The sequence below is a fragment of the Pedobacter steynii genome (genome assembly GCF_001721645.1).
Lineage (GTDB): Bacteria > Bacteroidota > Bacteroidia > Sphingobacteriales > Sphingobacteriaceae > Pedobacter > Pedobacter steynii_A.
Genome location: NZ_CP017141.1, coordinates 2206087 through 2232328, shown reverse-complemented (window position 1 = coordinate 2232328; position 26242 = coordinate 2206087). Strand labels below are relative to the sequence as shown.

The following is a 26242-nucleotide window of genomic DNA, read 5'->3' as shown; positions in this document are numbered from 1 at the left end:
CTTTCAGGACTATCCTGAGGTGCCCAGATGGTGATTCCAGAACGCTGGGCAGCAGGAATAAGCTATCAGTTTACCCGTTAAGTTTGCTTAAATATCGTTTAATAACAGAGATTTACATGCAACCAAAAATCACAATGTAGATAAAGCAGTTCATCAGACACATTTACAAACAGTTCATTTTCCGGAACTAAGACACGACGGATTCGACCTGTGGAGACTTAAAAATTTCATACAAAACCAACGTAATAAGTTCCCTAACTATAGAGACGCCACAAAGGTTGAAAAGGAATTTAATGATCTGATCAAGAAAGTCGTAATCATTAAACCAAAACTGATAAACTCAACATCTCTTTATTTTTTTAAAAGTACTTTAAAGACCGGGACTATTAACAAAACCGAAAGAAGAGTTGAAAACAACGAAAGTCTAAGAAAATCCTTTCAAAGTTGGTGGAAGAAAATCAGTAATAGATAAACGCAAAATAACTTTGATATGTTAGGTTGAGCCTTGATTTCAATAAAATTAAAAAAGCCTTAGATTTCTCTAAGGCTTTCCTTTGTGCACTTGTAGGGATTCGAACCCCAAACCTTCTCATCCGTAGTGAGATGCTCTATCCAATTGAGCTACAAATGCATTTCCGTTTTCGATGTTTCGTTAACGGACTGCAAAAGTAGTGTTTGAAATTGATTTTACAAATTTTATTTAAAAAAAATCAAGATTCTTCAACTGGACAAACACGTCTTATGCTTCTATTGAACGCTTAATTGCATCAAAGTCAGGCATATTACCTGCATCTTCTAACACTTCCGTATGAATGATTTTTCCTTCTTCATCAATTACAAAAGCAGATCTTTTAGCCACTCCTTTCATATTGAAAGCAAAATCTTCGTACAAAGCACCGAATGCTTTAGACGTTTCTTTATTAAAATCAGACAATAAAGGGAACTGATAGCTTTGTTCTTCTTTGAATTTAGCCAATGTAAACGGAGAATCTACAGAAATACCTATTACATCCGCATTCATTCCCTGATAATAACCAAAGCTATCTCTCATTGTACATAGTTGTGCAGTACACACTCCTGTGAAGGCCAAAGGGAAGAAATGAACAACCAGTTTTCTACCTTTATAATCAGATAGCGCTACTTCTTTCAGGTCTGAGCTGAATAATTTAAAATCCGGGGCTTGATCGCCAACTTGTAATGCCATAATATATATTGTTTATCTTTCTTTTAATTGCTGGTCTAATATCGCTAATCCTTCCTGAAAACTATGCGGTTGATAACCGAGATCACGAATTGTTTTATCCAGGATGAATCCTGTTTTTACCGGACGCCTAGCCGATTGATTTAAAGTTGCCGCGCTGATTTCAGAAATCAGGCTTTTATCCAGGTTCCAGTAATCCGCTACCTTCCCTACCAGTTCAGATATGCTCATCATATCTTTTCCGGAGGCATTATAAACACCCTGTCCATTTTTAGATACTGCAAGTAAACAGCAATCCGCAAGATCTTCTGCCAGGGTTGGCATACGCCATTGGTCATTCACTACATTAATAGGTTCTCCTTTTTCCAAAGCACCTTTAGCCCATAATACAATATTACTACGGCTCATATCACTTACGATACCATATACAATGATCGTTCTCAGGATTGCCCACTTTCCGCCAGCCGCAATGATTGCATTTTCAGCCTGTAATTTGGTCTCCCCATAATAGCTTAAAGGGCTTGGCGGAGCCAGCTCATCATAAGGTCCGTTTGCACCATCAAAAATAAAGTCCGTAGATAAATGAACCAGCTGTACATCGTATTGTCTGCAAACCCGGATTAAAGTTTCCACAGCTCCCACATTCAGCTCACGTGCCAGCTCTTTTTGCGACTCACAAGTATCCACATTCGTCATTGCTGCCGTATGAATGATCGCATCTGGTTTATATTTTGCGACCACTTCCTCCACATTTGTCGGATTGAGGATATCCATTTCTGCATAAACATACCCTTCATTAACAGGAAAGCGATTCTCTCCTCTGGATGTTGCAATCAGATTAAATTCTTTTGTTGCCAGTACGCGTTCTGTGATTTTTTGCCCTGTAAGGCCGTTACTTCCTGTTACTAATATGGTTTTCATCAGTTATTCTTTATTTTTTATTGGATCACATGGCACTTAAAAAACTCGCTTTTTACCACTAAAAAGCCGCTGTCTGAACCCTGTTTTATACCGGCTAAAATATTCATTTAAAAACTGTGGAAAAACTTTTTATTTATATATGCAATGTATGCGGGAAAATCTTAACTTTGCAAACCGAATTGTGGGCTCTTAAAACAGCCTTTAACAAATTGATATTTATAATTTTACCCAAAACAATATATGCCTAACATTGGAAAAATAGCGCAGATTATAGGACCGGTAGTTGACGTGAGTTTTGCTGACGATGCTCATTTACCTCAAATTTTCTCTGCATTAGAGATTGAAAAAGAAAACGGCCAGAAGGTCGTTTTAGAAGTTCAACAACATCTTGGTGAAGACCGCGTACGTGCAATTGCAATGGACTCGACCGATGGTTTAGTTCGTGGCATGAAAGCATTAGACACTGGTGCGCCTATCAAAATGCCTGTTGGTGATGAGATTAAAGGCCGTCTGTTCAATGTTGTAGGTGAGGCTATCGATGGTATCAACACAATTGATAAAACCAACGGAAGACCAATCCACAATGCTCCTCCTAAATTTGACGAGCTATCAACTGAATCAGAGGTACTATTTACAGGTATCAAAGTAATCGACTTACTAGAGCCTTATGCTAAAGGTGGTAAAATCGGTTTGTTCGGTGGTGCGGGTGTAGGTAAAACAGTATTGATTATGGAATTGGTAAACAACATCGCGAAAGCGTATGCTGGTTTATCAGTATTTGCCGGTGTAGGTGAGCGTACTCGTGAAGGTAATGACCTTTTACGGGAGTTTATCGAATCTGGTGTAATCAACTATGGTGAGGAATTCCTTCATTCAATGGAAAAAGGTGGATGGGATCTAAGCAAAGTTGATACAGAGAAACTAAAAGAATCTAAAGCAACATTGGTATTCGGTCAGATGAATGAGCCTCCTGGAGCACGTGCTCGTGTGGCTTTATCAGGACTAACCGTTGCTGAATATTTCCGTGATGGTGATGGTGAAGGCGCAGGAAAAGATATCCTTTTCTTCGTTGATAACATCTTCCGTTTCACTCAGGCAGGTTCTGAGGTATCGGCACTTCTAGGTCGTATGCCTTCTGCAGTAGGTTACCAGCCAACTTTGGCAACAGAGATGGGTTTAATGCAGGAGCGTATTACTTCAACTAAACGTGGATCAATTACCTCTGTACAGGCGGTTTATGTGCCTGCGGATGATTTAACGGATCCGGCTCCGGCTACAACGTTTGCCCACTTAGATGCTACAACTGTATTGTCCCGTAAAATTTCTGAGCTAGGTATTTATCCTGCGGTGGATCCATTGGATTCAACTTCAAGAATCTTATCTCCGGCTATCTTAGGTGATGAGCACTATAACACTGCTCAACGCGTAAAAGAAATCTTACAACGTTATAAAGAACTTCAGGATATCATCGCGATTTTGGGTATGGACGAGTTATCTGAAGAAGATAAACTAATCGTTCACCGCGCGCGTCGTGTTCAACGTTTCTTATCTCAACCTTTCCACGTTGCTGAGCAGTTTACAGGCTTAAAAGGTGTACTTGTTGACATTAAAGATACCATCAAAGCATTTAACATGATTATGGATGGTGAAGTTGATGAATATCCAGAGGCTGCATTTAACTTAGTAGGTGGTATCGAAGATGCAATCGAAAAAGGTAAAAAACTATTAGCTGAAGCAAACGCTTAATTAAAGCGCTTATACTTTGAATATGACACTAGAAATATTAACACCAGATAAAAAAGTCTTTGAAGGCGAAGTAACAGCGGTTACGGTACCAGGTACCATGGGATCTTTCCAGATTTTGAGAGACCATGCTCCTATTATCTCAACCTTAGAAGATGGACCAGTAATTATTAAAAGCAAAGCCGGTGAAGAGACCTTTGTAATTAAAGGTGGTGTAGTTGAGGTTTTGAAAAACAAAATTATTGTTCTGGCCGAAGGGGTTGCTTAATATTTAAAGCATAATATAAAAAAGGATGTCTACGTAGACATCCTTTTTTTTTGCAATCAAAATTATTTTATCCTTTCCATAAAGGCATTCTTGTAGGTAATGCCAATCGGGATAGATCCGGTTACGTTCTTCAGGCGGACAATATTTCCTTCGATCATCTGGATGGCAGAAATGCGGATAATATAAGAATTGTGCACCCGTACAAACTGTGCAGGGGGAAGTAAAGCTTCCAGGTCTTTCATATTCATCAAAGCCGCAACCAGCTCTCCGTTTTTATAGATCCCCACATAATTCCGCATGCCCTCGACATAATCAATCTCACTGAAATTGATCTTGATCAGCTTGCCTTTTTGCTCGGTTTTTACAAAGAAATAATCCTTTCGCTCCTCTTCCACTTTTGTTTTATCGAAGCTGGACATGAGTGTCATGGCTTTCTGGGCACTTTTAAGAAAACGGGTAAAGGTGATGGGCTTCAATAGAAAGTCAACCACATCATGCTCAAAACCGTCCATCGCAAATGAGCTGTAGGCTGTGGTAAATACCACATGATGGCTCCCTCCCAATGCTTTCGTAAATTCTATGCCGGATAATTCAGGCATTTCAATATCTGAAAAAATAAGGTCCACATTTGCGGTATTCAATAATGCCAGCGCCTCCATCGGATCAGTCGAACTATAAGCAAGTTCCAAAAACGGAACTCTTTTAATGTACGACACGAGGAGGTCAACAGCATGCTGTTCATCGTCAAGCACTAAACATCTAATCATACGAGGTCAATTTCTAAATAATCCTATCCCTATAGGTAAACAGCATCCGTCATTAAATGTCTTTAGCCTGGCTTCATTATACTCATTAGTCAACTTATTCTGACTTTTGTTACGGATAACAGAAGTAAAATTTCAATTTTAACACATTCATGATATGATATGGCTACAAAGAAACCTTAAATCGGTACCTGTAATCTTCAAATCGGTGTAAAAAACACACCAACCAGATTTGATAAGTATAAATTTAATTCAGTAAAACATCGATAACACGGACATCCATCCGATGTTATTGTTAGGGAACAAATACTTTAATAAATATATTAATAATAAGAAATAAAATAGCATCCCCTTAATGTTGTTTTAACGGCCCTGTATCAGCTTTACCCCCGGCTGACTACAGGGCTTCTTTTTGTCCTTTATTTTCCGGAAATTACCGAAGTATTTTCTTGCAGTTTTGTTCAACTTTTTTGGCGTTTTCCACTTTTCAGGAAGAAAATCACCAAAATTACAATGCTTGCATAAGACTCATACCGAATACCGATTTCATATTTGGTATAGAAGCAACCATTTAAAGACATCAAAAAGGCATATTATTCAATATATTATTTGTAATTAAATAAATAAAAAAGAATAATATTTTTTTTTATTTATTTTTGGCTGGCTATTGATAGTATAGAAGTCAAAGCCTAAATTGGATTTATAAAGCAACAACAAATAAAGAACTAAAATGAACCTTATTAGCACCGCCTTAATTATTGTCATTATTAATGTGATTCTTCTGCTGATTCTTCAGAAGGATAAGGCGCTGTAAATGAATATTTAATAAAAAAAATATACGCAAGCGCCCCCAAAAGTGGCGCTTTTTTAATGAACCAATAAAAACAAAACATCAATCTACAACCAAAATGAAGTACTTTAATTCAAATACAGTGTTATACTTAGACGGTAAGTTCCAGAATGCCGCCAACACAACCGCCGATATCTACGGGCAATCGCTCCATTATGGCTACGCTGTATTTGAAGGGATCAGAGCTTATCAGACCCATAATGGAACCCGTATATTCAAAATCCGAGAACATTACGAAAGATTAAAAAAATCTGCCGAACTGGTCAATATGCCTTTTCCATGGGACATTAACAACCTGATCAAACAAACTTATAAATTACTGGAATTAAATAAGTTAAAAAATGCATACATCCGTCCGTTGGTATATGCCGCGCCCAATATGTCGTTGGTTGCAGCAACTGATGTTTCGATCATGATCTGTGCATGGGAATGGGGTGCTTACCTTGGTAATCAGCAATTAAAAGTTTGCGTATCAAGCTACGAACGTCCAAACCCGAAATCTACTCCTATAGAGGCAAAAGTAAGTGGCAATTATGTGAACTCTATTCTTGCTACTACCGAAGCTAAACGCAAAGGATTTGATGAAGCCCTTTTATTAGATATGAACGGGAATGTTGCGGAAGCGCCCGGAGCAAATATTTTTATTGAGAAAAACGGAAGGTTATACACTCCTCCTCTTGGCAATATCCTGGCCGGAATTACCCGCGCTACGGTTATAGAATTATGCCGTATCCTGGATATTGAACTGATAGAAAAACACCTGACTGTAAACGACTTGAAACATGCAGACAGTGCTTTCTTCTGTGGAACAGCAACAGAAATTGCAGGCATTGCTGCGATCGATGAATATCAGTTCCCGGTAAAATGGAACGACAGTGTTGGTGCCACTATACAACGCACTTATAAATGTTTGGTATTAGAAAAGCAAAACTACGAAGTAATCATATAATATGTCACAATCACCAGAATTAAACCGCTACAGTAAAGTATTCACGCAGGACCCAACCCAGCCTGCAGCACAAGCCATGCTATATGGAATTGGTCTGACCAAAGAAGATATGGACAAAGCACAGGTCGGTGTTGCCAGTATGGGATACGATGGAAATACCTGCAACATGCACCTCAATGATTTAGCAAAAATTGTTAAAGATGGTGTCTGGGATAATGGAATGGTCGGTTTAACCTTTAGCACCATCGGTGTAAGCGATGGCATGTCAAACGGAACAGATGGAATGCGTTATTCTTTGGTTTCCAGAGATGTAATTGCAGATTCGATTGAAACGATTTGCGGTGGACAGTATTACGATGGCGTAATTGCATTGCCAGGTTGCGATAAAAATATGCCGGGTTCTATCATGGCAATGGGCCGTTTAAACCGCCCATCAATCATGGTATACGGTGGAAGTATCCACTCCGGACAGTATAAAGGAAAATCATTAAATATCGTATCTGCATTTGAAGCCCTTGGCGAGAAACTGGCAGGTACATTAAATGAAGAAGATTATCAGGGCATCATTCGTCATACCTGCCCGGGAGCGGGTGCATGTGGCGGGATGTATACCGCAAATACCATGGCTTCAGCGATTGAAGCATTGGGTATGAGTTTGCCATACAGTTCTTCTTATCCTGCCCTAAGCGAGGAAAAAAGACAGGAATGTTTAAATGCTGGTAAAGCGATTCGCGTATTGCTGGAAAAAAACATTCTTCCTTCAGATATCATGACCGAGAAAGCATTCCACAATGCCATTGTAACGGTGATGGTTCTAGGTGGTTCTACCAATGCGGTATTGCACTTAATCGCGATGGCAAAATCAGTAGGATTAACCTTAAAATTAGCAGACTTCCAGGCGGTTAGCGACAGTACTCCGGTATTGGCCGATTTGAAACCAAGCGGCCAGTATTTAATGGAAGATGTTCATGAAATTGGCGGTGTTCCGGCAGTTTTAAAATACCTGTTGAAAGTAGGTTTAATTCATGGCGACTGTCTGACGGTAACCGGAAAAACACTGGCAGAAAATGTAGCCGATGCAGCTGACCTGGATTTCGATCAGCAGAAAGTAATTCTTCCGGTAACTAACCCGGTAAAAGCGACAGGCCATTTGCAAATGTTATATGGCAATATTGCCGAAAAAGGTTCAGTAGCCAAAATCAGCGGTAAAGAAGGAGAAAGATTTGAAGGTCCGGCAAGGGTATTTGAAGGAGAAAAATCATTGATCGCCGGAATTCAGAGTGGAAAGGTGAAAAAAGGAGATGTAGTGGTGATCAGACAGGTAGGCCCTAAAGGAGCACCGGGTATGCCGGAAATGTTAAAACCAACTTCGGCCATTATTGGTGCAGGATTGGGTAAATCGGTAGCCTTGATTACTGACGGACGTTTCTCGGGAGGTACACATGGTTTCGTGGTTGGACACATTACTCCGGAAGCATGGGATGGTGGAAATATCGCCTTTGTACATGACAATGATACGATCATCATTGACGCAGTAAACAACACGTTACACCTGGACATTACTGAAGAGGAAATGGAAAAACGTAAAGCGGTCTGGAAACAGTTGCCACCACCCGTCAAAGGCGGCGTCCTTTATAAATATCTGAAACAGGTAAGCGATGCCAGTGAGGGCTGCGTTACCGATGCCTACACTCACTAATTAACCAGAAACCCCTATACCTAAAAATAAAAACAATGAACACTGCACAAGAGGAAGCAACGACCTTAACAGAACCAAAGAAAACAGTAAATGTTTCTGGTTCTGTAGCTATATTGGAAGGATTAATAGCGGAAGGTACCGATACCATTTTCGGGTATCCAGGTGGTGCCATCATGCCTATTTATGATGCGTTATACGATTATAAAGACAAGTTAAAACATATTTTAGTACGTCATGAGCAAGGCGGTACACATGCCGGCCAGGGTTATGCACGTTCTTCTGGTAAAGTTGGTGTGGTATTCGCTACCAGCGGCCCGGGAGCAACCAACCTGGTAACAGGGTTGGCAGATGCACAGATTGACAGTACACCGATGGTTTGCATTACCGGTCAGGTTTATGCACATCTTTTAGGAACAGATGCTTTCCAGGAAACGGATGTAATTAACATTACTACTCCGGTAACCAAATGGAACTACCAGATTACTGATGCTACCGAGATTCCAAGTGTATTGGCTAAGGCTTTTTACATTGCCCGCAGCGGCAGACCAGGCCCGGTATTGATAGACATCACCAAAAATGCACAGTTGCAGCTATTTGATTACGAAGGTTATACCCCCTGTGACCATGTCCGCAGTTACCGCCCGAAACCAAATGTTCGTAAAGAATATATTGAGCAGGCTGCTGCATTGATTAACTCTGCAAAAAAACCTTTCATCCTTTTCGGACAAGGCGTTTCTTTAGGAAATGCAGAACAGGAGTTTAAAGCTTTTGTAGAAAAAACAGGTATTCCGGCTGCATGGACCATTATGGGTGCAGGTGCAATTCCAACAGATCACCCTTTAAATGTAGGGATGTTGGGAATGCATGGTAATTACGGCCCGAACGTACAAACCAATTCTTGTGATGTACTGATTGCCATAGGAATGCGTTTCGACGACCGTGTAACAGGACGTTTAGATAAATATGCCAAACAGGCAAAAGTAATTCACCTGGATATTGATCCTGCAGAAATCGATAAAAACGTAAAAGCTGAAGTTCCGGTATGGGGCGATTGTAAAGAAACTTTACCACTTTTAACTGCTTTGGTGGATCAGAAAGAACACCCGGAATGGTTGGCAGAGTTCAGGGCCTTTGACAAGACGGAGTTGGAAACAGTAATCCATAATGAATTGAATCCGCAAAGCGGAGAATTGACAATGGGCGAAGTGATCAACCAGCTGAATGAACTGACTAAAGGAGAAGCGATTATCGTAACAGACGTGGGTCAGCACCAAATGGTGGCTTGTCGTTATGCAAAGTTTAACCATACTAGAAGTAACATCACTAGTGGTGGTTTAGGTACAATGGGCTTTGGCTTACCTGCAGCAATCGGCGCTAAATTCGGAGCGCCAGACCGTACCGTAGTTGCCGTAATTGGGGATGGAGGTTTCCAGATGACACTTCAGGAATTGGGGACCATTATGCAGAGTGGAATTGATGTAAAGATCATGATCCTGAACAACAGGTTCCTGGGAATGGTTCGTCAATGGCAGCAGTTGTTCCATGAGAAACGCTACTCTTTCGTAGACATTACGAGTCCGGATTTCGTGAAACTTGCCGATTCTTATTATATCGCCGGTAAAAAAGTTTCTGAACGTGAGGACCTGGTAAGCTCATTAGAAGAAATGTTAAACCACAAAGGTTCTTACCTTTTAGAGGTAATGGTAGCCAAAGAACACAACGTATTCCCAATGGTTCCGCAAGGAAGCAGTGTAAGTGAAATCAGACTTAAATAATCAGCAGATCATGAGCAATTCCCCAGAAATAAACGAAAAACAGGAATTTACGATAACGGTATATACAGAAAATCAAATCGGGTTACTGAACCGTATTGCCATTATTTTTTCCAGAAGAAAAATCAACATAGATACCTTAAATACTTCTCCATCGGAGATTGAGCACATCCACCGTTTCAATATCGTGATCCACGAAACAGAAGAAGTGGTGCGCAAACTGGCCCGTCAGATTGAAAAACAGGTTGAAGTACTGAAAGTATATTTCAATACCAACGAGGACATCATCTGGCAGGAAATGGCGCTTTATAAAGTGCCTACCGACACGATTGCAGAACTGGTATCTGTAGAACGTCTGCTTCGTGAAAATGGCGCAAGGGCAGTAGTGATCCGTAAAGATTATACAGTATTTGAAACTACTGGCCATCGTGAAGAAACAGATAAACTGATCGAAGTTTTACAACCTTACGGGCTGATTGAGTTTGTCAGAAGTGCAAGAGTGGCAATCATCAAAGACAGTGAAGGTTTTAACCGTAAGCTGAGAGAGTTTGAACGCAGAGAGCCAGGACAGGAAGTGATTGAAAACGAATTCCTGGATAAAGAGAAAAACGTATTCAGCATGTAATTTAAGGGCCGGATACGCTCTGCAGAAACAAAATAAATATTTAAATAAAGAATTAGAACCTATAAATAACCATTAAAAACGATGTCAAACTATTTTAACACACTACCTCTTAGAGAAAAATTAAACCAATTGGGTGTATGCGATTTCATGGACAGCTCTGAATTTCTGGATGGCGTAAACGCGCTTAAAGGAAAAAAACTGGTGATCATTGGTTGTGGTGCACAAGGTCTGAACCAGGGTTTAAATTTAAGAGATAGCGGTTTAGATGTTTCTTATACCTTGCGTAAAGAAGCGATTGAAGGTAAAAGAGATTCCTGGAAAAATGCGACAGAGAATAACTTTACAGTAGGTACTTACGAAGAGTTGATCCCTACAGCTGATGTATTGATTAACCTTACTCCTGATAAACAACATACTTCGGTAGTAAATGCGGTAATGCCGTTAATGAAACAAGGAGCTACTTTATCTTACTCACATGGTTTCAATATTGTGGAAGAAGGCATGCAGATTCGTAAAGACATTACGGTAATCATGGTGGCACCTAAATGCCCAGGTAGTGAAGTAAGAGCAGAATACGTACGTGGTTTTGGGGTACCTACCCTGATTGCGGTGCACCCTGAGAACGATCCGGAAGGAAAAGGTTTAGCACAGGCGAAAGCTTACTGTGTGGGAACAGGTGGCCACAGAGCTGGTGTACTAAAATCATCTTTCGTTGCGGAAGTAAAATCAGATTTAATGGGTGAGCAAACGATCCTTTGCGGATTACTGCAAACTGGCTCCATCCTTTCTTTTGATAAAATGATTGAAAAAGGAATTGATGCAGGTTACGCGTCTAAATTGGTTCAATATGGTGTGGAAGTAATTACTGAAGCCTTGAAACAAGGTGGTATCACTGCCATGATGGACAGATTGAGCAATGTAGCTAAGATCAAAGCTTTCGAAGTTTCTGAAGAATTGAAAACAATTATGCGTCCATTGTTCCAGAAGCATCAGGACGACATCATGAGTGGCGAGTTTAGCCGTGTTATGATGGAAGATTGGGCTGCTGGTGATAAAAACCTATTGGCATGGCGTGCGGCAACTGGCGAAACTGCTTTTGAAAAAACTCCTGCAGGTAATGTTAAAATTGGCGAACAGGAATATTTTGACAATGCATTACTAATGGTTGCTTTTGTAAGAGCTGGTGTGGAATTGGCTTTCGAAACGATGGTAGAAGCTGGAATTAAACCAGAATCGGCGTACTATGAGTCGTTACATGAAACTCCACTAATTGCAAACACCATTGCCCGTAAAAAATTATTCGAAATGAACAGGGTAATTTCAGATACTGCAGAATATGGTTGTTATTTATTTGACCATGCTTGTAAGCCACTACTGGCAGATTTCATGACTAAAGTTGATACTGACCTGATCGGTAAAAACTTCAACGAAGGCAAAGATGGTGCTGTAGATAACAGAGCATTGATCGCCGTAAATGAAGTGATCCGTTCACATCAGGTGGAAGTTGTAGGCGCTGAATTGAGAAAAGCGATGACTGCAATGAAATCTATTAAAACTGCCTAATCATAAAATTTAAAGGACTCGGGTTTAAGGCCTGAGTCCTTTACAAAGCAATAAAAAATGTCAAAAACATTAGTAGAAAAAATTTGGGACGCCCATGTGGTAAAAAGTGAAGCCGGATTTCCGGATATTTTGTACATCGATACACACTTGATACATGAGGTGACCTCCCCTCAGGCTTTCGATGGTCTACGCAAAAGAGGCTTGCCTGTTTTCCGCTCGCAGCAAACTGTAGCTACGGCAGATCATAACGTACCTACCCTAAACCAGCTACAGCCTATTAAAGAAGAACTTTCCCGTTACCAGGTAGATATGTTAACCAAAAACTGTGCAGAATTTGGCATTGAGCTTTATGGTTTAGGTCATCCTTTCCAGGGAATTGTACACGTAATTGGGCCAGAGTTAGGCATCACCCTACCAGGAAAAACAATGGTTTGTGGCGATAGCCATACTTCTACGCATGGTGCTTTTGGTGCCATTGCATTTGGTATCGGTACTTCTCAGGTGGAGCAGGTTTTTGCTACACAATGTTTGTTGCAACAGAAACCCAAAACCATGAAAATTGAAGTGAATGGTGCATTAGGACAAGGCGTTACGGCTAAAGACATTATTCTATACATTATCTCTAAAATATCTGCTGCCGGTGGTACGGGTTATTTTATTGAATATGCAGGTTCTACTATTGAGGCTTTAAGTATGGAAGCGAGAATGACAATCTGCAACATGAGCATTGAAATGGGTGCCAGAGGTGGTTTAATTGCCCCTGATCAGATTACCTTCGATTACATTAAAGGAAGAGAATTTGCACCTGCAGGTGAAGAGTGGGACAAATCACTGGCTCACTGGAAAACTTTATACAGCGACGCTGATGCTACATTCGACAGCGTTTTAACTTTCGATGCAGCAGACATCAGCCCAATGATCACTTACGGAACAAATCCGGGAATGGGCATGGGGATCTCAGAACATATTCCTTCTACTGCAAGTCAGGTTTCTTCAGAACAAGCTTCTTTCCAGAAAGCATTGGATTATATGGGCATTGAAGAAGATACAGAATTGGTAGGTAAAGTTATTGATTACGTGTTTATCGGCAGTTGTACCAATTCCAGGATGGAAGATTTACGCGAAGTGGCAGAATTTGTAAAGGGCCGTCAGAAAGCAGAAAATGTAACGGTATGGATTGTACCAGGTTCTAAGCAAATTGAGCAGCAAGCGATCGCTGAAGGCTTGGATAAAATTTTTGAAGCAGCAGGGTTCCAGTTGCGCGAGCCTGGATGCAGTGCTTGTTTAGGAATGAATGAGGATAAGATCCCTGCAGGAAAATACTGTGTATCTACTTCCAACAGAAACTTTGAAGGAAGACAAGGACCAGATTCCCGTACGTTTTTAGCCAGTCCGCTTACCGCAGCTGCTGCTGCCATTACCGGAAAGGTAACGGATGTAAGAACTTTATTGAACGAATCTGAACACGCTTAAACAGAAAGAAGATGAAAAAATTCGAAAAATTGACTTCGGCGATTGTGCCTTTAAATATAGAGAATATTGATACCGACCAGATTATTCCGGCCCGGTTTCTAAAGGCAACAACGCGTGAAGGTTTTGGTGAAAACTTATTCCGTGACTGGCGTTACAATGGCGACAACACACCAAAGGTTGATTTTGTATTGAATAATCCGGCTTTTAAAGGCCGGGTATTGGTAGCAGGAAAAAACTTTGGTTGCGGTAGTAGTCGTGAGCACGCTGCATGGGCCATTCAGGACGCAGGTTTTGATGTGGTCATCAGCAGTTTCTTTGCCGATATCTTTAAAGGGAATGCTTTGAACAATGGCTTATTACCAATTCAGGTAAGCGATGAATTTCTGGCAGAGATCTTTGAAACTGTAGGCAAAAACAATGCAGCACAACTGGACGTGGATCTGGAAGCACAAACCGTAACCAATGTGGAAACCGGTTCTAAAGCAGAATTTGAAATCAATCCTTATAAAAAGTCCTGCTTAATCAATGGTTATGATGACATCGATTTCATCTTAAACCAAAAGAATTTAATTGAAGTATTTGAGCAAACCCGATAAACAATGTCACAACCCGTCGTCCATATCGCCCACTTTAATCTAAAGTATCACCACAAACCGGTGTTACAGGATTTTAGCTGGGTAGTAAACCGTAATGACAACTGGTTGTTGTGCGGAGCAAGTGGTAGCGGAAAAACATCATTGGCCAAAGCAATTGCTGGCCTGATTCCTGTGCACAGCGGGGAGATCAATATCAATTTCAATCCCGAAAGCACATTACCGGCCATGGTACATTATGTGGCCAACTGGTATCAGTTTAAAGATCTTGAGGGTGCCTCAAATTTCTATTATCAGCAACGTTATAACAGTCAGGTTACGGTAACCACTGCTACCGTTATCGCTGAATTGGAGATTTATGGCAAAGAACACCACCTTCAGTTTAATGAAATTCAGCACATTTTAAATGCATTAGGCTTTGCAGCTTTAAAAAACTCTCCGCTGATTCAATTATCTAGTGGAGAACATAAAAAATTACAATTGGTGAAGGCCTTATGGTTAAAACCTCAATTGTTAATACTAGACCAACCCTATAATGGATTGGACACCCTTTCCCGCAAAAATTTTAATGGTTTACTCGAAGAGGTCTCTGCAGCCGGAACACAGTTGATTCTAATCAGCAATGAGACAGAATTGCCTGCTGTGATCAATCGTTTTGCAGAGATCAGGGAAGGTGTATTGCAGGAAATTTCCTTTGAGGATCGTACTTTGGATGTGGTGGAAGAAATCGTTAAACCTGTCCCTGCATTTCTGAGCAATGAGGTTTCAACAACCTCCAGCCATGTGGTCAAAATGATTGATGTGAACATCAGTTACAGTGGAAAACAGGTGTTAAAAAATATCAACTGGGAAGTAAATTCAGGAGATAAATGGCTGTTACAAGGCTATAACGGCTCAGGAAAATCAACCTTATTGAGTTTAATTGCCGGTGATCATCCACAGGCTTATTCCAATAACTTTTACCTGTTTGGCAATAAAAGAGGAACCGGTGAGAGCATTTGGGAAATCAAAGAGCGCATTGGTTTAATCTCACCTGAATTGCATTGGTATTTTGACGCCTCTGCTACGGTATGGCAAAGCATTGCTTCCGGATTTTACGACAGCTCAGGCTTGTTTTGCAATCCAGGTGCGACCAAGCACGCGCAGGTAGATGAACTGATTAGTTATTTCGGATTAACGGAATATAAAAACAGACTGATGAATGAGCTTCCTTTAGGCAAACAAAGGTTAACCTTACTGGCCCGGACCATTATCAAAAACCCGGAAATACTCATCCTTGATGAACCTTGTCAGGGTTTGGATCAGCAACAAACACAACATTTTAACAAGCTGGTAGATGAATTGTGTAAAAATGGAACCACCTTAATTTATGTGGGCCATTTTGAATCGCAACTCCCCAGCTGTTTAGAGAAAAGAATTTTATTAGAAAACGGAGAAGTAAAATCCGTTGAACCGATGTTACAAAGCATATAAGAACTATGAAGAAAAATATATTAGTTATTCCCGGCGACGGAATCGGACCTGAGGTGACCACTTGGGGTAAAGCAGTATTGGAACAAATTGCAAAAGGTTTCGGCCATGATTTCAGTTATGATGAGGCCCTGATGGGTCATGCTGCAATTGAAGCAACAGGCAATCCACTACCCGATGAAACGCTGGAAAAAGCTAAAAAAAGTGATGCCATTCTTTTTGGTGCGGTTGGTCATGCGAAGTACGACAATGACCCTTCTTTAAAAGTACGCCCTGAGCAGGGATTGCTTAAAATCCGTAAGGAATTGGGTTTATATGCCAACCTCCGCCCTATTTTATTGTTTGACGAATTGTTAAATGCTTCGAGCATTAAACCCGCTATATTAAAAGGTACTGATATCCTGTTTTTCAGAGAGCTGACCGGAGATGTTTATTTCGGAGAGAAAACCCGCTCTGAAGATAAGAATACTGCTTCTGATTTGATGATTTATCACCGTTATGAGGTAGAAAGAATTGCCCGCAAAGCATTTGAAGCTGCGATGCAACGTAGAAAAAGATTGTGCTCTGTGGATAAAGCCAATGTATTGGAAAGCTCCAGATTATGGAGAGAAACCGTACAGCAGGTAGCTAAAGAATATCCGGAAGTACAAACAGACCATATGTTCATTGACAATGCAGCGATGCAGCTGATCAAAGATCCTAAACAGTTTGACGTGGTATTGACGGCCAATCTTTTTGGTGATATCCTGACCGATGAGGCTTCGCAGATTGCAGGTTCTATGGGTATGCTCGCTTCGGCTTCTGTTGGAGAAAGCACTGGTTTCTTTGAACCGATCCATGGCTCAGCACATGACATTACCGGAAAGAACCTGGCTAATCCTCTGGCTTCTATCCTGTCGGTATCCCTGATGCTGGAAATTGGCTTCGGACTGAAAGATGAAGCGAAGATTATCATCGATGCAGTAGATCAGGTCTTGAAAGAAGGTTTCAGAACCAACGATATTGCCGATGATACGACCAACCCTTACAAAGTTCTTGGAACCAAAGAAATGGGACAATTGGTCTTGAAATTTATTACACAGAAAACTAATCCCTAAACTCCAAGAATTATGTTACACGATCCTAATAGAGTCTATGTGTTTGACACCACCTTACGTGATGGTGAGCAAGTACCGGGTTGCCAATTGGCGACTCCAGAAAAAATTGAAATTGCAAAGGCATTGGAAGCACTTGGAGTGGATGTAATCGAGGCCGGTTTCCCTATTTCCAGCCCTGGTGATTTTCAGAGTGTAGTGGAGTTGTCTAAAGCCGTACGTGAGCCGATTATCTGTGCATTAACCCGCGCCAACAGAAAAGATATTGATTCGGCAGTTGCCGCTTTACAGTATGCAAAAAGACCAAGGATCCATACCGGAATTGGTTCTTCAGATATGCACATCAAATATAAATTCAACAGCACGAGAGAAGATATCCTTCAGAGAGCAGTTGAAGCAGTAAAATATGCGAAACAGTTTGTAGAGGATATTGAATTCTTCGCAGAAGATGCTGGTCGTGCAGACAATGTATTTTTGGCCCAAATGATCGAAGCGGTTATTGCTGCCGGAGCTACGGTGGTAAATATCCCTGATACGAATGGCTATTGTCTTCCAGATCAGTATGGTGCCAAGATCCTTTATTTGAAAGAAAATGTTAGGAATATAGATCAGGCAATCATTTCTGTACATTGCCATAATGATTTGGGTCTGGCAACGGCTAATAGCCTTGCAGGATTGATCAACGGTGCCCGTCAGGTGGAATGTACCATCAACGGAATCGGAGAGCGTGCAGGGAACACAGCGCTGGAAGAAGTAACCATGGTTTTGAAAACACACCATGCGTTAAATTTAAAAACGAACATCAACAGCAAACATTTTACTGAAATCAGCTCTATGGTGAGCCGCATGATGCACATGCCGGTACAACCGAACAAGGCGATTATTGGTCAGAATGCATTTGCACATAGTTCTGGTATTCATCAGGATGGATTTTTGAAACATAGAGAAAACTATGAGATCATCAATCCTGAAGATGTAGGCTTAAATTCAGCAGATATCATTTTAACAGCCCGTAGCGGACGTCATGCTTTAAAGCATCACTTAGAGCGTTTAGGTTATGATATCGAACGTTTGAACTTAGATCAGGTATATGAACGCTTTTTGATCATGGCTGATGAAAAGAAAACCATTGGTGATGATGATATTCTTTACCTGATGAGTGATACGGAAGAAGGCGCGGTAAAAAACGGTTACAAACTGAACCTGTTACAGGTGCTTTGTGGGGATCCTTTGAGCCCTACTGCCAGCATCAGACTAGAATATGATGGTGTAGAGAAAGAAGCAATGGCCACCGGAAACGGACCGGTAAATGCGACGATCAAAGCCATTCAGACGATTGTAGGAAAAGATATCCTTTTAAAAGAATTCACGATCCAGGCCATGCATGGAGGAAGTGATGATGTGAGTAAAGTAAACATGAAGGTTTCTTATGAAGGAAAATCTTATGTGGGCTATGGTTTTAGTACAGATATCGTAAAGGCTTCGGCTAATGCTTATCTGGATGCAATGAATAAATTTATATAAGATGAGTGTAGAAAAAGAAGTTGTACTGGATTTTCTGGCGGCAGCAGAACGATTGAAAGGTACGGTAAAACGTACGCCTTTGGAATATAATGCAGGACTTTCTAAAACATACCAGGCAAATATTTATCTGAAAAGAGAAGATTTGCAATTGGTACGCTCCTATAAATTAAGAGGTGCTTACAACATGATCAGCACACTGGAGCCTGAACAAATGGCTCAGGGTGTGGTATGTGCAAGTGCTGGGAATCATGCGCAGGGTGTAGCACATTCCTGCAAAAAACTGAACATCAAGGGGGTTATTTTTATGCCGGAAATTACCCCTAAACAAAAGGTAAAACAAACAGAAATGTTTGGTGGTGACCATATAGAGATTGTATTGGTAGGTGATACTTTTGACGATTGCTTGAAAGAGGCTTTGGCTTATACTGCAGCTAATCAAATGACGTTTATCCCTCCTTTTGACAATACCAAGGTGATTGAAGGTCAGGGGACAGTTGGAGTGGAAATCTTTGAGGACCTTCCTGAACTGGATGTAGTAATCATGCCCATCGGAGGTGGCGGCCTTGCCTCTGGTGTAGGTAGCTATTTAAGAAATATCAAACCGGAAATTCAGTTGATCGGTGTGGAACCTGAAGGTGCACCTTCTATGAAGCATGCGTTGAATAGCGGTGCTCCGGTTCTATTGGGCGAAATTGATCGCTTTGTGGATGGTGCAGCAGTGAAAAGAGTGGGAAACCTAACTTTTGAATATTGCAAAGAACTGCTAAATCAGATGTTGCTGATCCCGGAAGGAAAAATATGTACGACTATTCTTAAGTTGTATAATGAGGATGCAATTGTAGTAGAGCCGGCAGGCGCGTTAGCAGTAGCTTCTCTAGATCATATTAAACATCAGATTGTAGGTAAGAATGTAGTATGCATTGTTAGTGGTGGCAACAACGACATTGAAAGAATGCAGGAGATCAAAGAGAAGTCGTTACTCTTTGAAGGATTGAAACATTATTTTATCGTTCGTTTTCCGCAGAGACCGGGTGCATTAAAACTATTTGTGAATAATGTACTTGGGCCTCATGATGACATCACCCGTTTTGAGTTTATTAAAAAAACCAATCGGGAAAATGGTCCTGCATTGGTAGGTATTGAGCTGGCAAAACCAACGGATTACGATTCTCTTTTACAAAGAATGAAAGAGTTTAAATTTGAGATCATTGAATTGAATAATGATCAGACACTGTTCGAATATCTGGTATAACAACAATAGATATAATCATCCAGCCCGGTTCAATGTTATTGAACCGGGCTTTTTTATGAGATTGCTTTTTATTGATTTTGGACAAGAGATCTTCCGTACAAACTAAAAGGATCAAAAACTATTTCTGGATTTCCAAGAACTCCTCCTGGTTGTATGAATGCAGAAATTTTAATTTTACTCATATAGACGCTCTTCCAATAAATGTCAGTTGATCCAAAATACTTTGCATCAATGGCATAATTAAGAAACTGACTATTAGAGCCACCAACAATAGTTCCAGCAGAACCTGTATTACCTTCGAGTCCTTTTGTAATGCACATGACCCTGTCGAAATGCTCTACATTATGAAGTCCGTCGAAGAAATTTGGTTTTAGTTCTACCACACCAGAACTTTCACGGCGAGGCAAAGTATTTGCTAAGTTTTGATAAGTTATATCTACTTCTGGTGCGTAACCGCGATCAGGTATAGGAGATTTATATATGCTAAGCGCCATGCTAACGCTTCTCCACGTCCCAAAGATATTTAGATGCTCTGCCCGTCCTTCCAATGCAGCAAAACTTTGGTAACCTAATGCATCAGAATTCAAATTGTAGGCTTTGTTTCGGAAAAGAACCCGTCCTCTCTCTTTATTAATAATATTCCACTCCCCTATTGCCGAAGTAAAACTATTTCTCGTAGGGACTACAAGGTTGAGGTTTTCAGTGGAAATCAATTTTGATTTGCTAAGTTGCTGTGCCTCTTGAAAGGAAACCTCCTTGTATGTAGTCATTTCTTTTTCTCTGAAATGCAAATAGTCTTCACCTACTTTAACAAATCCATCTTTATTTGTTAATATCGCCTCACTAATACCGGAATTATTTATTCTATAGCTATTTTCAGTAAAAAGAAGCGTGCCGTTATATTTTACTTTAAGGTTCGAAAAGCCGTTGAAGTAATTCTCTTTCGATCCTTTTTCAAGCTCATCAAGCTCGTCATTAAAACGCTCATATGCAGTCCGCATAGAGGTAAAGTTCAACGACTTTTCCCAGCGTTGCCTTTCGATCTTATTCATTCCACCAACTGCTTTGTAATAATCGAAAAAGGTTGAATAATCTTTGAATGCTAAATGGTCTCCTTCCAACCGAACATCCTGTTTAATTTTGTCTTTGGTCGAGGACTCTTGTTTTTTACAAGACGAAGCCATTATTGTAAATGTAATAATGAGCAGATAAAAATTGTTTTTCATAAAAATTCTCTTTAAGGGTGTTGTTATAATATCACATTAATTTAATATTGATATTATTTAATAATTTGACCAAAAATACGTTTTAATATCCGACAAGCAATTATAAAGAAATAAATTATACCATTAAATCGTTGTATTTTTCCATAAATTACAACAAAGGATTGGATAGTTATTGATAATAAAGAACTGCATTATACTTAATGAGCTCATTTAAAATATTATTAATTTTATCCTTTACTAGTACTTTAATAGTAAAAGCATTGCAACCCCACATGGAACAACAGCAATTGATTAATGAAGATATACTTCTGGAAAAATTCCCAGGCAAGGGAGGCTGGACCTACGCGCGTCTTCCTGGTATATCAAAAGATAAACACAGACCTTTTGGAACCAGAAAGGTAAGGGGCTTTATTGACACCTATGAGGTGAGAGATACTGCACTAATGCCCATGAAAGAAATGTTATTCATTACCGTAAGGGCTGAAATACGTAAACAAATTGGAAAACAGGCAGGGGATTACGTACGGATTGTGCTGTATGATGATAGCGAGCCTGTTTCTGAAATCGTTCCTGAAGATTTTATTGAATGTTTGAAAGATGAGCCAGCCGCTTGGATTTCTTTTCAAAAACTAAGCAAGACGAAACAAGAAGAATGTTTTCAATGGCTGATGGAATCGCCTGTAGTTCAAACGAGAATACAGCGCATGGCGGACGCGGTTACGAATTTGGCCTCTGGATTGCCTTTTCATGCTACAAAAAGATAAACCCAAAAGCGTAAAACCACCACTTGGTTATAATTAACTAAAGATCCTAGCTACTATATTCAAAATTTATTCTGAGTAAAAGTTCATTTATCCTTTAATAAATTCGACCTAAACCTATTATTCATAATATTATTCCGTATAACATTTTAATTACAACATAAATAAAAAGAAAATTGTAATTTTATGGCAACAGATTTGCTATACGAACATCAAACACACAAATCATATGAAAAGAATTTTATTACTACTCATCGCTACCGCCACGCTAGGCCTGGCCTCATGCAAAAAAGATACTATTGTTCAGGAGGTATATCCTGGTACAACCTATTATCTAAATATTCAACCGTCGGATTGGGTTAGGAATCCAAATGGAAGTTATTCATTTCAATGGAATAAAAATGCAATTACAAGTGACGTGTTAGAAATGGATGCTATAGTTGTATATTTCTCACATCCTGTCAACTCAGATACGGACATTGCTCTCCCATATACCTTTAACGACGAAATAGCTAGTTACCAAGTGGGAATAGGTAAAATTACTTTTGATATGCAAAGCAAGTCAAATATAGCAACTACTCCACGACCTACTGAAAAAATTCTGGTTAAGGTAGTTGTCATTCCTTCAGTTCCTGAATAGCTAGAAATTATTTAGCAGTCTATAACTTTAAAAAACGACCAATGTTCGCTTGAACGTGGTCGTTTTTTTTATGCTCTCCCCTATTCAATTGAATCGCTCTGATCATTACTCCATTTCTTTCCAGTAACAATTCTTCATAAAAACCTTTGTAGTAAACATCCTTTACTTCAAAACGTCTGCTATTCCAGGAGTTGGTCAGTTCCACCCATTCCGGATAAAATACCGCGTTTCCTTCATCAATCGTCAGACTAAGCTTTTTTGCCTCCTCTTTATTCAATACCACTGCATTGCCAAGCATCCGGGCTGTATAAATATGATTTGGATGGTTATAAATTTCCGAGGGTTTGCCTTCCTGCACCAACTGTCCATCTTTTAGGATCAGTAATTTATCCGCTAAAAACAAGCCATCTGCCGGATCATGAGAAACCATAATCACTGTTACCCCCGTCTCTCCAGCTATTCGTTTAATATCGGCACGAAGCTGATTTTTCAACAAGGCATCTACCTGACTAAATGGCTCATCCAGGAGTAGCACAGAAGTATCCGTTACCAACGCTTTAGCAATGGCAACTCTTTGTTGCTCTCCACCGCTTAATTGAGTAATCTTTTTATCTTTCAAATGATCAATATGCAGGTGATGCATCATTTCCATCGTTTTCTGATGTTTATGATTGACATCTGTATTGGCCATCATTGCCGCAATATTATCGTATACTTTGGCGTAGATATTCAGGGAGAAATCCTGAGTCACCATTTTCATTTCTTTATGACCGGGGATTAACTGTTCATGCGGTCCAAGGACGCGTTCTCCTTTAAAAATAACCTCACCTTCATCAACAGCCAGCAACCCATAAATAGATTTCAATAATGTAGATTTCCCGCTTCCGCTTTCGCCGATAATAGCAATGATCTCCCCTTTATTAATATCAAAGCTAATGTTCTTTACTCCTGAAGCCTGCTCCTGTTGATATTGTTTGCTGATGTTTTTAACGCTGATGATTTGTTCCTTCACCTGGTAAAGATAAAGTATTTACTACGCTCCTGAAAAAAGAACTACGTGAAAAAGCCGCCTGATCAACATTGATCAGACGGCTTTGCGGTTATATTTGTGTATATGTGTTTCTTTTAGTTCAATCCCAGCGTTACACCGAAGGACATATTTCTTAATCCTTTTTGTGCCGTAGTGGTAAACATATCGTTGAAATAGTATTTGGTAAAGATACCAAAGGCTCCATAGCCAAGACGAACGGTTCCACCATAACGGAAAGGTTCGAAATTGTAGTCATCTTTAAACTTTTCTTTTCCTCTCTCTTTACTGATCTGTTTTACCTTACCATTTAATAGGAAGGCTACTTCCGGGCCAACTACAAAATAAAAGCGTTTCCCACTGGCATTTTCCTTCGTACGGAATTCAAAGTTCAATGGAATATGTACATAACTGCTCGACAATCTGTTTTTTGAAAAATTAATCTCCTCCTCAACATAAGCCATTGTCGGGCTATTCTTTTGAAGCGTAATGTCCTTTTTCAGACGGATCATTGTCCAATCGAAACCTCCCGCCAGATAAATCTTAAAGTTCGGGTTGAAACGATACCCGAGTTGAAGGATATCAAATGAAAAAGTACTCGATTTTCCACCTGTATAATCCAGGAATTCATTGTCTTTAGATAAACTAAAACTTCCATTGTCTACCAGTCTCGTAAACCCCCAGTCCAACCTGGTAAAGGTAATCCCGCCGATAAAGCGGCCTTTTGAAGCATTCACTTTTCCTGTGCTGTCTTTACCTCCAATTGAAATACCAACACCATAATCCATATCGAATTTCTTCATTTTTTGCTTGGTAGTATCCGGCTGTGCAAATAGATTTTGGGTCATAACACCGGTAAGTCCGCTTACCAAAAGTGTTGTCAGTAATAATCTTTTCATATGAGTGTTTGGTCTGTGTGTTTCTGTACTATTTGTTTCTTTTCGGATTGAATTGTAAAATCCCAATGTTTACTGCTATTAAAGAAGAATTGTCGTCATCATCGGTTCTGAACTGGATAATTTTCTTTTCTCTTTTATCTAATTTATCAACTACAAAATTGATAACATCTCCTACATTTCTGATGCCTCTTCTTTCCCGGCCTTCCGTCTCTGTTATTTCATTGTCCTGTTTTTGCACTTCAGGCGGATCAACCTTTGCGATCACAATATCTGCTGGCGGAACAACCACCGGTCTGATTTGTTCCTTTACTACAGGTGCAACATCAGGGGTGTTAATTTGTTGACGCTTCAATTCCCGGTTTGGTTGCATGGTCGTCTGTTTATTTTTAAGAACCAGATTCTCCAGCTTTACTTTCGGTGCGAGTACCAATGGGGTACCTTCCGGATCAGCAGTGATCTGCTCGGTAACAACAGTACCTACAGCTGTTACCTCAGGAGTTTTTGCCACTTCAATGGTTGATACACTGCTTGTTCCCTTCAATTGCAGTTTCTCCGTTTTCTGCGAAAGCAAGCCAACTGTAGTTGCGACGACAACTACCGCTGCAGCAGCCCAATAAACAGGGAATTTTCTGGTTTTCTTTGGTGCCAGTTCTTTTTCAATATTGCCCCATAAATTTGAAGATGGCTGAATTTCCGCCCCTTCAAACCGGTCTTTAAACAACTGGTCAAATTCTTTATCCTGCATAGCTTGCATAATCTATACCCTCCATTTTTAAAATCTCTTCTTTTAAGATCGCCCTTGCTCTCGACAATTGCGATTTACTTGCCCCTTCAGAAATCCCCAGTATTCCGGCAATTTCTTTATGGGAATATCCTTCAATAACATACATGTTAAACACCATTCTATATCCATCCGAAAGCTTCTGTATCACTTTCAATAAATCCTGCATCCCCAGGCTAAAATCAAATCCGGTAGCAGGCTGTTCATAAGCATCTTCAATCGGAACTACATTTAAAGTCCTTAGGTTTTTGCGGTAACTTTCAATTGCGGTGTTAACCATGATTCTTCTCATCCATCCTTCAAAAGAACCATCTCCTCTATATTCGATAATCTTTTGAAAGATCTTGATATAGCCTAACTGTAATACATCTTCTGCTTCCATCCGGTCCTTTGCATAACGCATACAAACGACCAGCATCTTCGAAGCAGTCTGCTGATAAAGCGCTTCCTGCATCTTCCGCTTACCGGCTTTGCAGCCTTCCATGAGTTCATCTATCTTATACTGCGTCAAAATCATTGCTTGTTTGGTATAATAGAAGATGTACATCACAACGAAAAGGTTGCATGCAAAAGAAAAAATAATGAAAAAAAAGGAAGATTAGCAGTCGTGCTTTTTCCTGTAGTGTTTGTACCATTTTACAGCAAGCATAATGACCATAGCAAATATAATCAGGCCTACAAGACCATAAATCCAATCTATGGCGTTTTTTAGGACAACTGTAAAGACAATAGCCACCAGGAGGATGGTGGCGACCTCGTTCCATAAACGGAGCTTAAAAGAGCTGGTTTTGCATTTGCCCAGCTTCAGCTGATACATGATGTTCTGGCAAATGAAATGATAAATCAGTAACAATGCAACAAAACCCAATTTTACGTGAAACCAGGAAGTCTGCAACAGCACAGGACTCAGACAAACCATACTTACTCCCGCAACGACGGTAAGCACCATCGCCGGAGTGGTAATGATATGCCAGAGCTTAGCTTCGATGCGCTCGTATTCTCTTTGAAGGATATTCCGCTCTATTTCGGGCTTATCTTCTGCTTCGACATGGTAGATGAACAAACGAACACTATAAAACAAGCCCGCCATCCAGCTTACCATAAAGATGATATGAACAGAGAGTATGTAACGATAGTATTCCATTGA

25 protein-coding genes and 1 tRNA gene are annotated in these 26242 nt (G+C 40.1%); 16 read left to right on the top strand and 10 right to left on the bottom strand.

Annotation, left to right across the window (positions count from 1 at the left end):
• Positions 1-91: 91 nt before the first annotated feature.
• The gene (locus BFS30_RS28190) at positions 92-472 is read left to right on the top strand and encodes a DUF6896 domain-containing protein (protein ID WP_420488421.1); all 381 of its coding nucleotides are present in this window, start codon (positions 92-94) and stop codon (positions 470-472) included.
• 85 nt (positions 473-557) lie between these two features.
• On the opposite strand, the gene BFS30_RS09215 is transcribed toward BFS30_RS28190, so the two are convergent.
• The 3 genes from BFS30_RS09215 to BFS30_RS09205 all read right to left on the bottom strand — a co-directional run bounded on the left by BFS30_RS09215 (position 558) and on the right by BFS30_RS09205 (position 2122).
• A tRNA-Arg gene (locus tag BFS30_RS09215) sits at positions 558-631 on the bottom strand.
• A gap of 108 nt (positions 632-739) precedes the next feature.
• Positions 740-1204: a redoxin domain-containing protein gene (locus BFS30_RS09210; protein ID WP_069379017.1), complete on the bottom strand. Its 465-nt coding sequence runs from the start codon at positions 1202-1204 to the stop codon at positions 740-742.
• 12 nt (positions 1205-1216) lie between these two features.
• Positions 1217-2122 carry an SDR family oxidoreductase gene (locus BFS30_RS09205; protein WP_069379016.1) on the bottom strand — a complete coding sequence of 302 codons (906 nt, stop codon included), beginning with the start codon at positions 2120-2122 and terminating at the stop codon, positions 1217-1219.
• A gap of 240 nt (positions 2123-2362) precedes the next feature.
• On the opposite strand from BFS30_RS09205, the gene atpD reads away from it, so the two are divergent.
• Both atpD and atpC read left to right on the top strand, forming a co-directional pair.
• Complete coding sequence (atpD, locus tag BFS30_RS09200) at positions 2363-3868, top strand: F0F1 ATP synthase subunit beta (RefSeq protein WP_069379015.1); 1506 nt, start codon at positions 2363-2365, stop codon at positions 3866-3868.
• 22 nt (positions 3869-3890) lie between these two features.
• Positions 3891-4133, top strand: a complete 243-nt coding sequence (gene atpC, locus BFS30_RS09195; protein WP_069379014.1) for an ATP synthase F1 subunit epsilon — start codon at positions 3891-3893, stop codon at positions 4131-4133.
• A 62-nt stretch (positions 4134-4195) separates the two neighbouring features.
• On the opposite strand, the gene BFS30_RS09190 is transcribed toward atpC, so the two are convergent.
• Entirely contained in the window at positions 4196-4900 is a 705-nt protein-coding gene (locus tag BFS30_RS09190; RefSeq protein WP_069379013.1) for a LytR/AlgR family response regulator transcription factor, read from the bottom strand.
• A 905-nt stretch (positions 4901-5805) separates the two neighbouring features.
• Between BFS30_RS09190 and BFS30_RS09185 the strand changes: the two genes are divergently transcribed.
• From BFS30_RS09185 to ilvA, 11 genes are all read left to right on the top strand, one after another.
• A complete protein-coding gene (locus BFS30_RS09185; RefSeq protein ID WP_069379012.1) occupies positions 5806-6696 on the top strand; it encodes a branched-chain amino acid transaminase in 891 nt (296 codons plus the stop codon).
• A gap of 1 nt (position 6697) precedes the next feature.
• Complete coding sequence (gene ilvD / locus BFS30_RS09180; RefSeq protein ID WP_069379011.1) at positions 6698-8395, top strand: dihydroxy-acid dehydratase; 1698 nt, start codon at positions 6698-6700, stop codon at positions 8393-8395.
• 35 nt (positions 8396-8430) lie between these two features.
• The gene (gene ilvB / locus BFS30_RS09175; protein WP_069379010.1) at positions 8431-10170 is read left to right on the top strand and encodes a biosynthetic-type acetolactate synthase large subunit; all 1740 of its coding nucleotides are present in this window, start codon (positions 8431-8433) and stop codon (positions 10168-10170) included.
• Between the two features lie 10 nt (positions 10171-10180).
• Positions 10181-10792, top strand: a complete 612-nt coding sequence (gene ilvN / locus BFS30_RS09170; RefSeq protein ID WP_069379009.1) for an acetolactate synthase small subunit — start codon at positions 10181-10183, stop codon at positions 10790-10792.
• A gap of 81 nt (positions 10793-10873) precedes the next feature.
• Positions 10874-12355, top strand: coding sequence for a ketol-acid reductoisomerase (gene ilvC, locus BFS30_RS09165; RefSeq protein WP_069379008.1), 1482 nt, complete (start codon positions 10874-10876; stop codon positions 12353-12355).
• A gap of 57 nt (positions 12356-12412) precedes the next feature.
• A complete protein-coding gene (gene leuC / locus BFS30_RS09160; RefSeq protein WP_069379007.1) occupies positions 12413-13828 on the top strand; it encodes a 3-isopropylmalate dehydratase large subunit in 1416 nt (471 codons plus the stop codon).
• 11 nt (positions 13829-13839) lie between these two features.
• Positions 13840-14424 carry a 3-isopropylmalate dehydratase small subunit gene (gene leuD, locus BFS30_RS09155; protein ID WP_069379006.1) on the top strand — a complete coding sequence of 195 codons (585 nt, stop codon included), beginning with the start codon at positions 13840-13842 and terminating at the stop codon, positions 14422-14424.
• 3 nt (positions 14425-14427) lie between these two features.
• A complete protein-coding gene (locus BFS30_RS09150) occupies positions 14428-15894 on the top strand; it encodes an ATP-binding cassette domain-containing protein (protein ID WP_069379005.1) in 1467 nt (488 codons plus the stop codon).
• Between the two features lie 5 nt (positions 15895-15899).
• Entirely contained in the window at positions 15900-16988 is a 1089-nt protein-coding gene (gene leuB / locus BFS30_RS09145) for a 3-isopropylmalate dehydrogenase (RefSeq protein ID WP_069379004.1), read from the top strand.
• Positions 16989-17000: 12 nt separating this feature from the next.
• The gene (locus BFS30_RS09140; RefSeq protein WP_069379003.1) at positions 17001-18509 is read left to right on the top strand and encodes a 2-isopropylmalate synthase; all 1509 of its coding nucleotides are present in this window, start codon (positions 17001-17003) and stop codon (positions 18507-18509) included.
• Position 18510: 1 nt separating this feature from the next.
• Positions 18511-19761: a threonine ammonia-lyase IlvA gene (gene ilvA, locus BFS30_RS09135; RefSeq protein WP_157262894.1), complete on the top strand. Its 1251-nt coding sequence runs from the start codon at positions 18511-18513 to the stop codon at positions 19759-19761.
• A 68-nt stretch (positions 19762-19829) separates the two neighbouring features.
• Here the strand turns inward: ilvA and BFS30_RS09130 are convergent, their stop codons facing one another.
• Positions 19830-20987, bottom strand: coding sequence for a hypothetical protein (locus tag BFS30_RS09130; protein ID WP_069379001.1), 1158 nt, complete (start codon positions 20985-20987; stop codon positions 19830-19832).
• Positions 20988-21187: 200 nt separating this feature from the next.
• Here BFS30_RS09130 and BFS30_RS09125 point away from each other — a divergent pair, with 200 nt between their 5' ends.
• Both BFS30_RS09125 and BFS30_RS09120 read left to right on the top strand, forming a co-directional pair.
• Positions 21188-21751 carry a YdeI/OmpD-associated family protein gene (locus BFS30_RS09125; protein ID WP_208603046.1) on the top strand — a complete coding sequence of 188 codons (564 nt, stop codon included), beginning with the start codon at positions 21188-21190 and terminating at the stop codon, positions 21749-21751.
• Between the two features lie 226 nt (positions 21752-21977).
• Complete coding sequence (locus BFS30_RS09120; protein WP_069378999.1) at positions 21978-22388, top strand: hypothetical protein; 411 nt, start codon at positions 21978-21980, stop codon at positions 22386-22388.
• A 19-nt stretch (positions 22389-22407) separates the two neighbouring features.
• Here BFS30_RS09120 and BFS30_RS09115 read toward each other — a convergent pair whose 3' ends face one another.
• The 5 genes from BFS30_RS09115 to BFS30_RS09095 form a co-directional block, all read right to left on the bottom strand.
• Positions 22408-23400 (bottom strand): ABC transporter ATP-binding protein, encoded by a 993-nt coding sequence (locus BFS30_RS09115; protein ID WP_069378998.1) that lies wholly within the window; start codon positions 23398-23400, stop codon positions 22408-22410.
• A gap of 113 nt (positions 23401-23513) precedes the next feature.
• Positions 23514-24314, bottom strand: coding sequence for an outer membrane beta-barrel protein (locus tag BFS30_RS09110; protein WP_069378997.1), 801 nt, complete (start codon positions 24312-24314; stop codon positions 23514-23516).
• Positions 24315-24342: 28 nt separating this feature from the next.
• Complete coding sequence (locus tag BFS30_RS09105) at positions 24343-25059, bottom strand: hypothetical protein (protein ID WP_069378996.1); 717 nt, start codon at positions 25057-25059, stop codon at positions 24343-24345.
• A complete protein-coding gene (locus BFS30_RS09100) occupies positions 25049-25612 on the bottom strand; it encodes an RNA polymerase sigma factor (RefSeq protein ID WP_069382361.1) in 564 nt (187 codons plus the stop codon). The genes BFS30_RS09105 and BFS30_RS09100 overlap by 11 nt, the downstream gene beginning before the upstream one ends.
• A gap of 81 nt (positions 25613-25693) precedes the next feature.
• Positions 25694-26239, bottom strand: a complete 546-nt coding sequence (locus BFS30_RS09095; protein WP_069378995.1) for a CopD family protein — start codon at positions 26237-26239, stop codon at positions 25694-25696.
• Between the last annotated feature and the right edge of the window lie 3 nt (positions 26240-26242).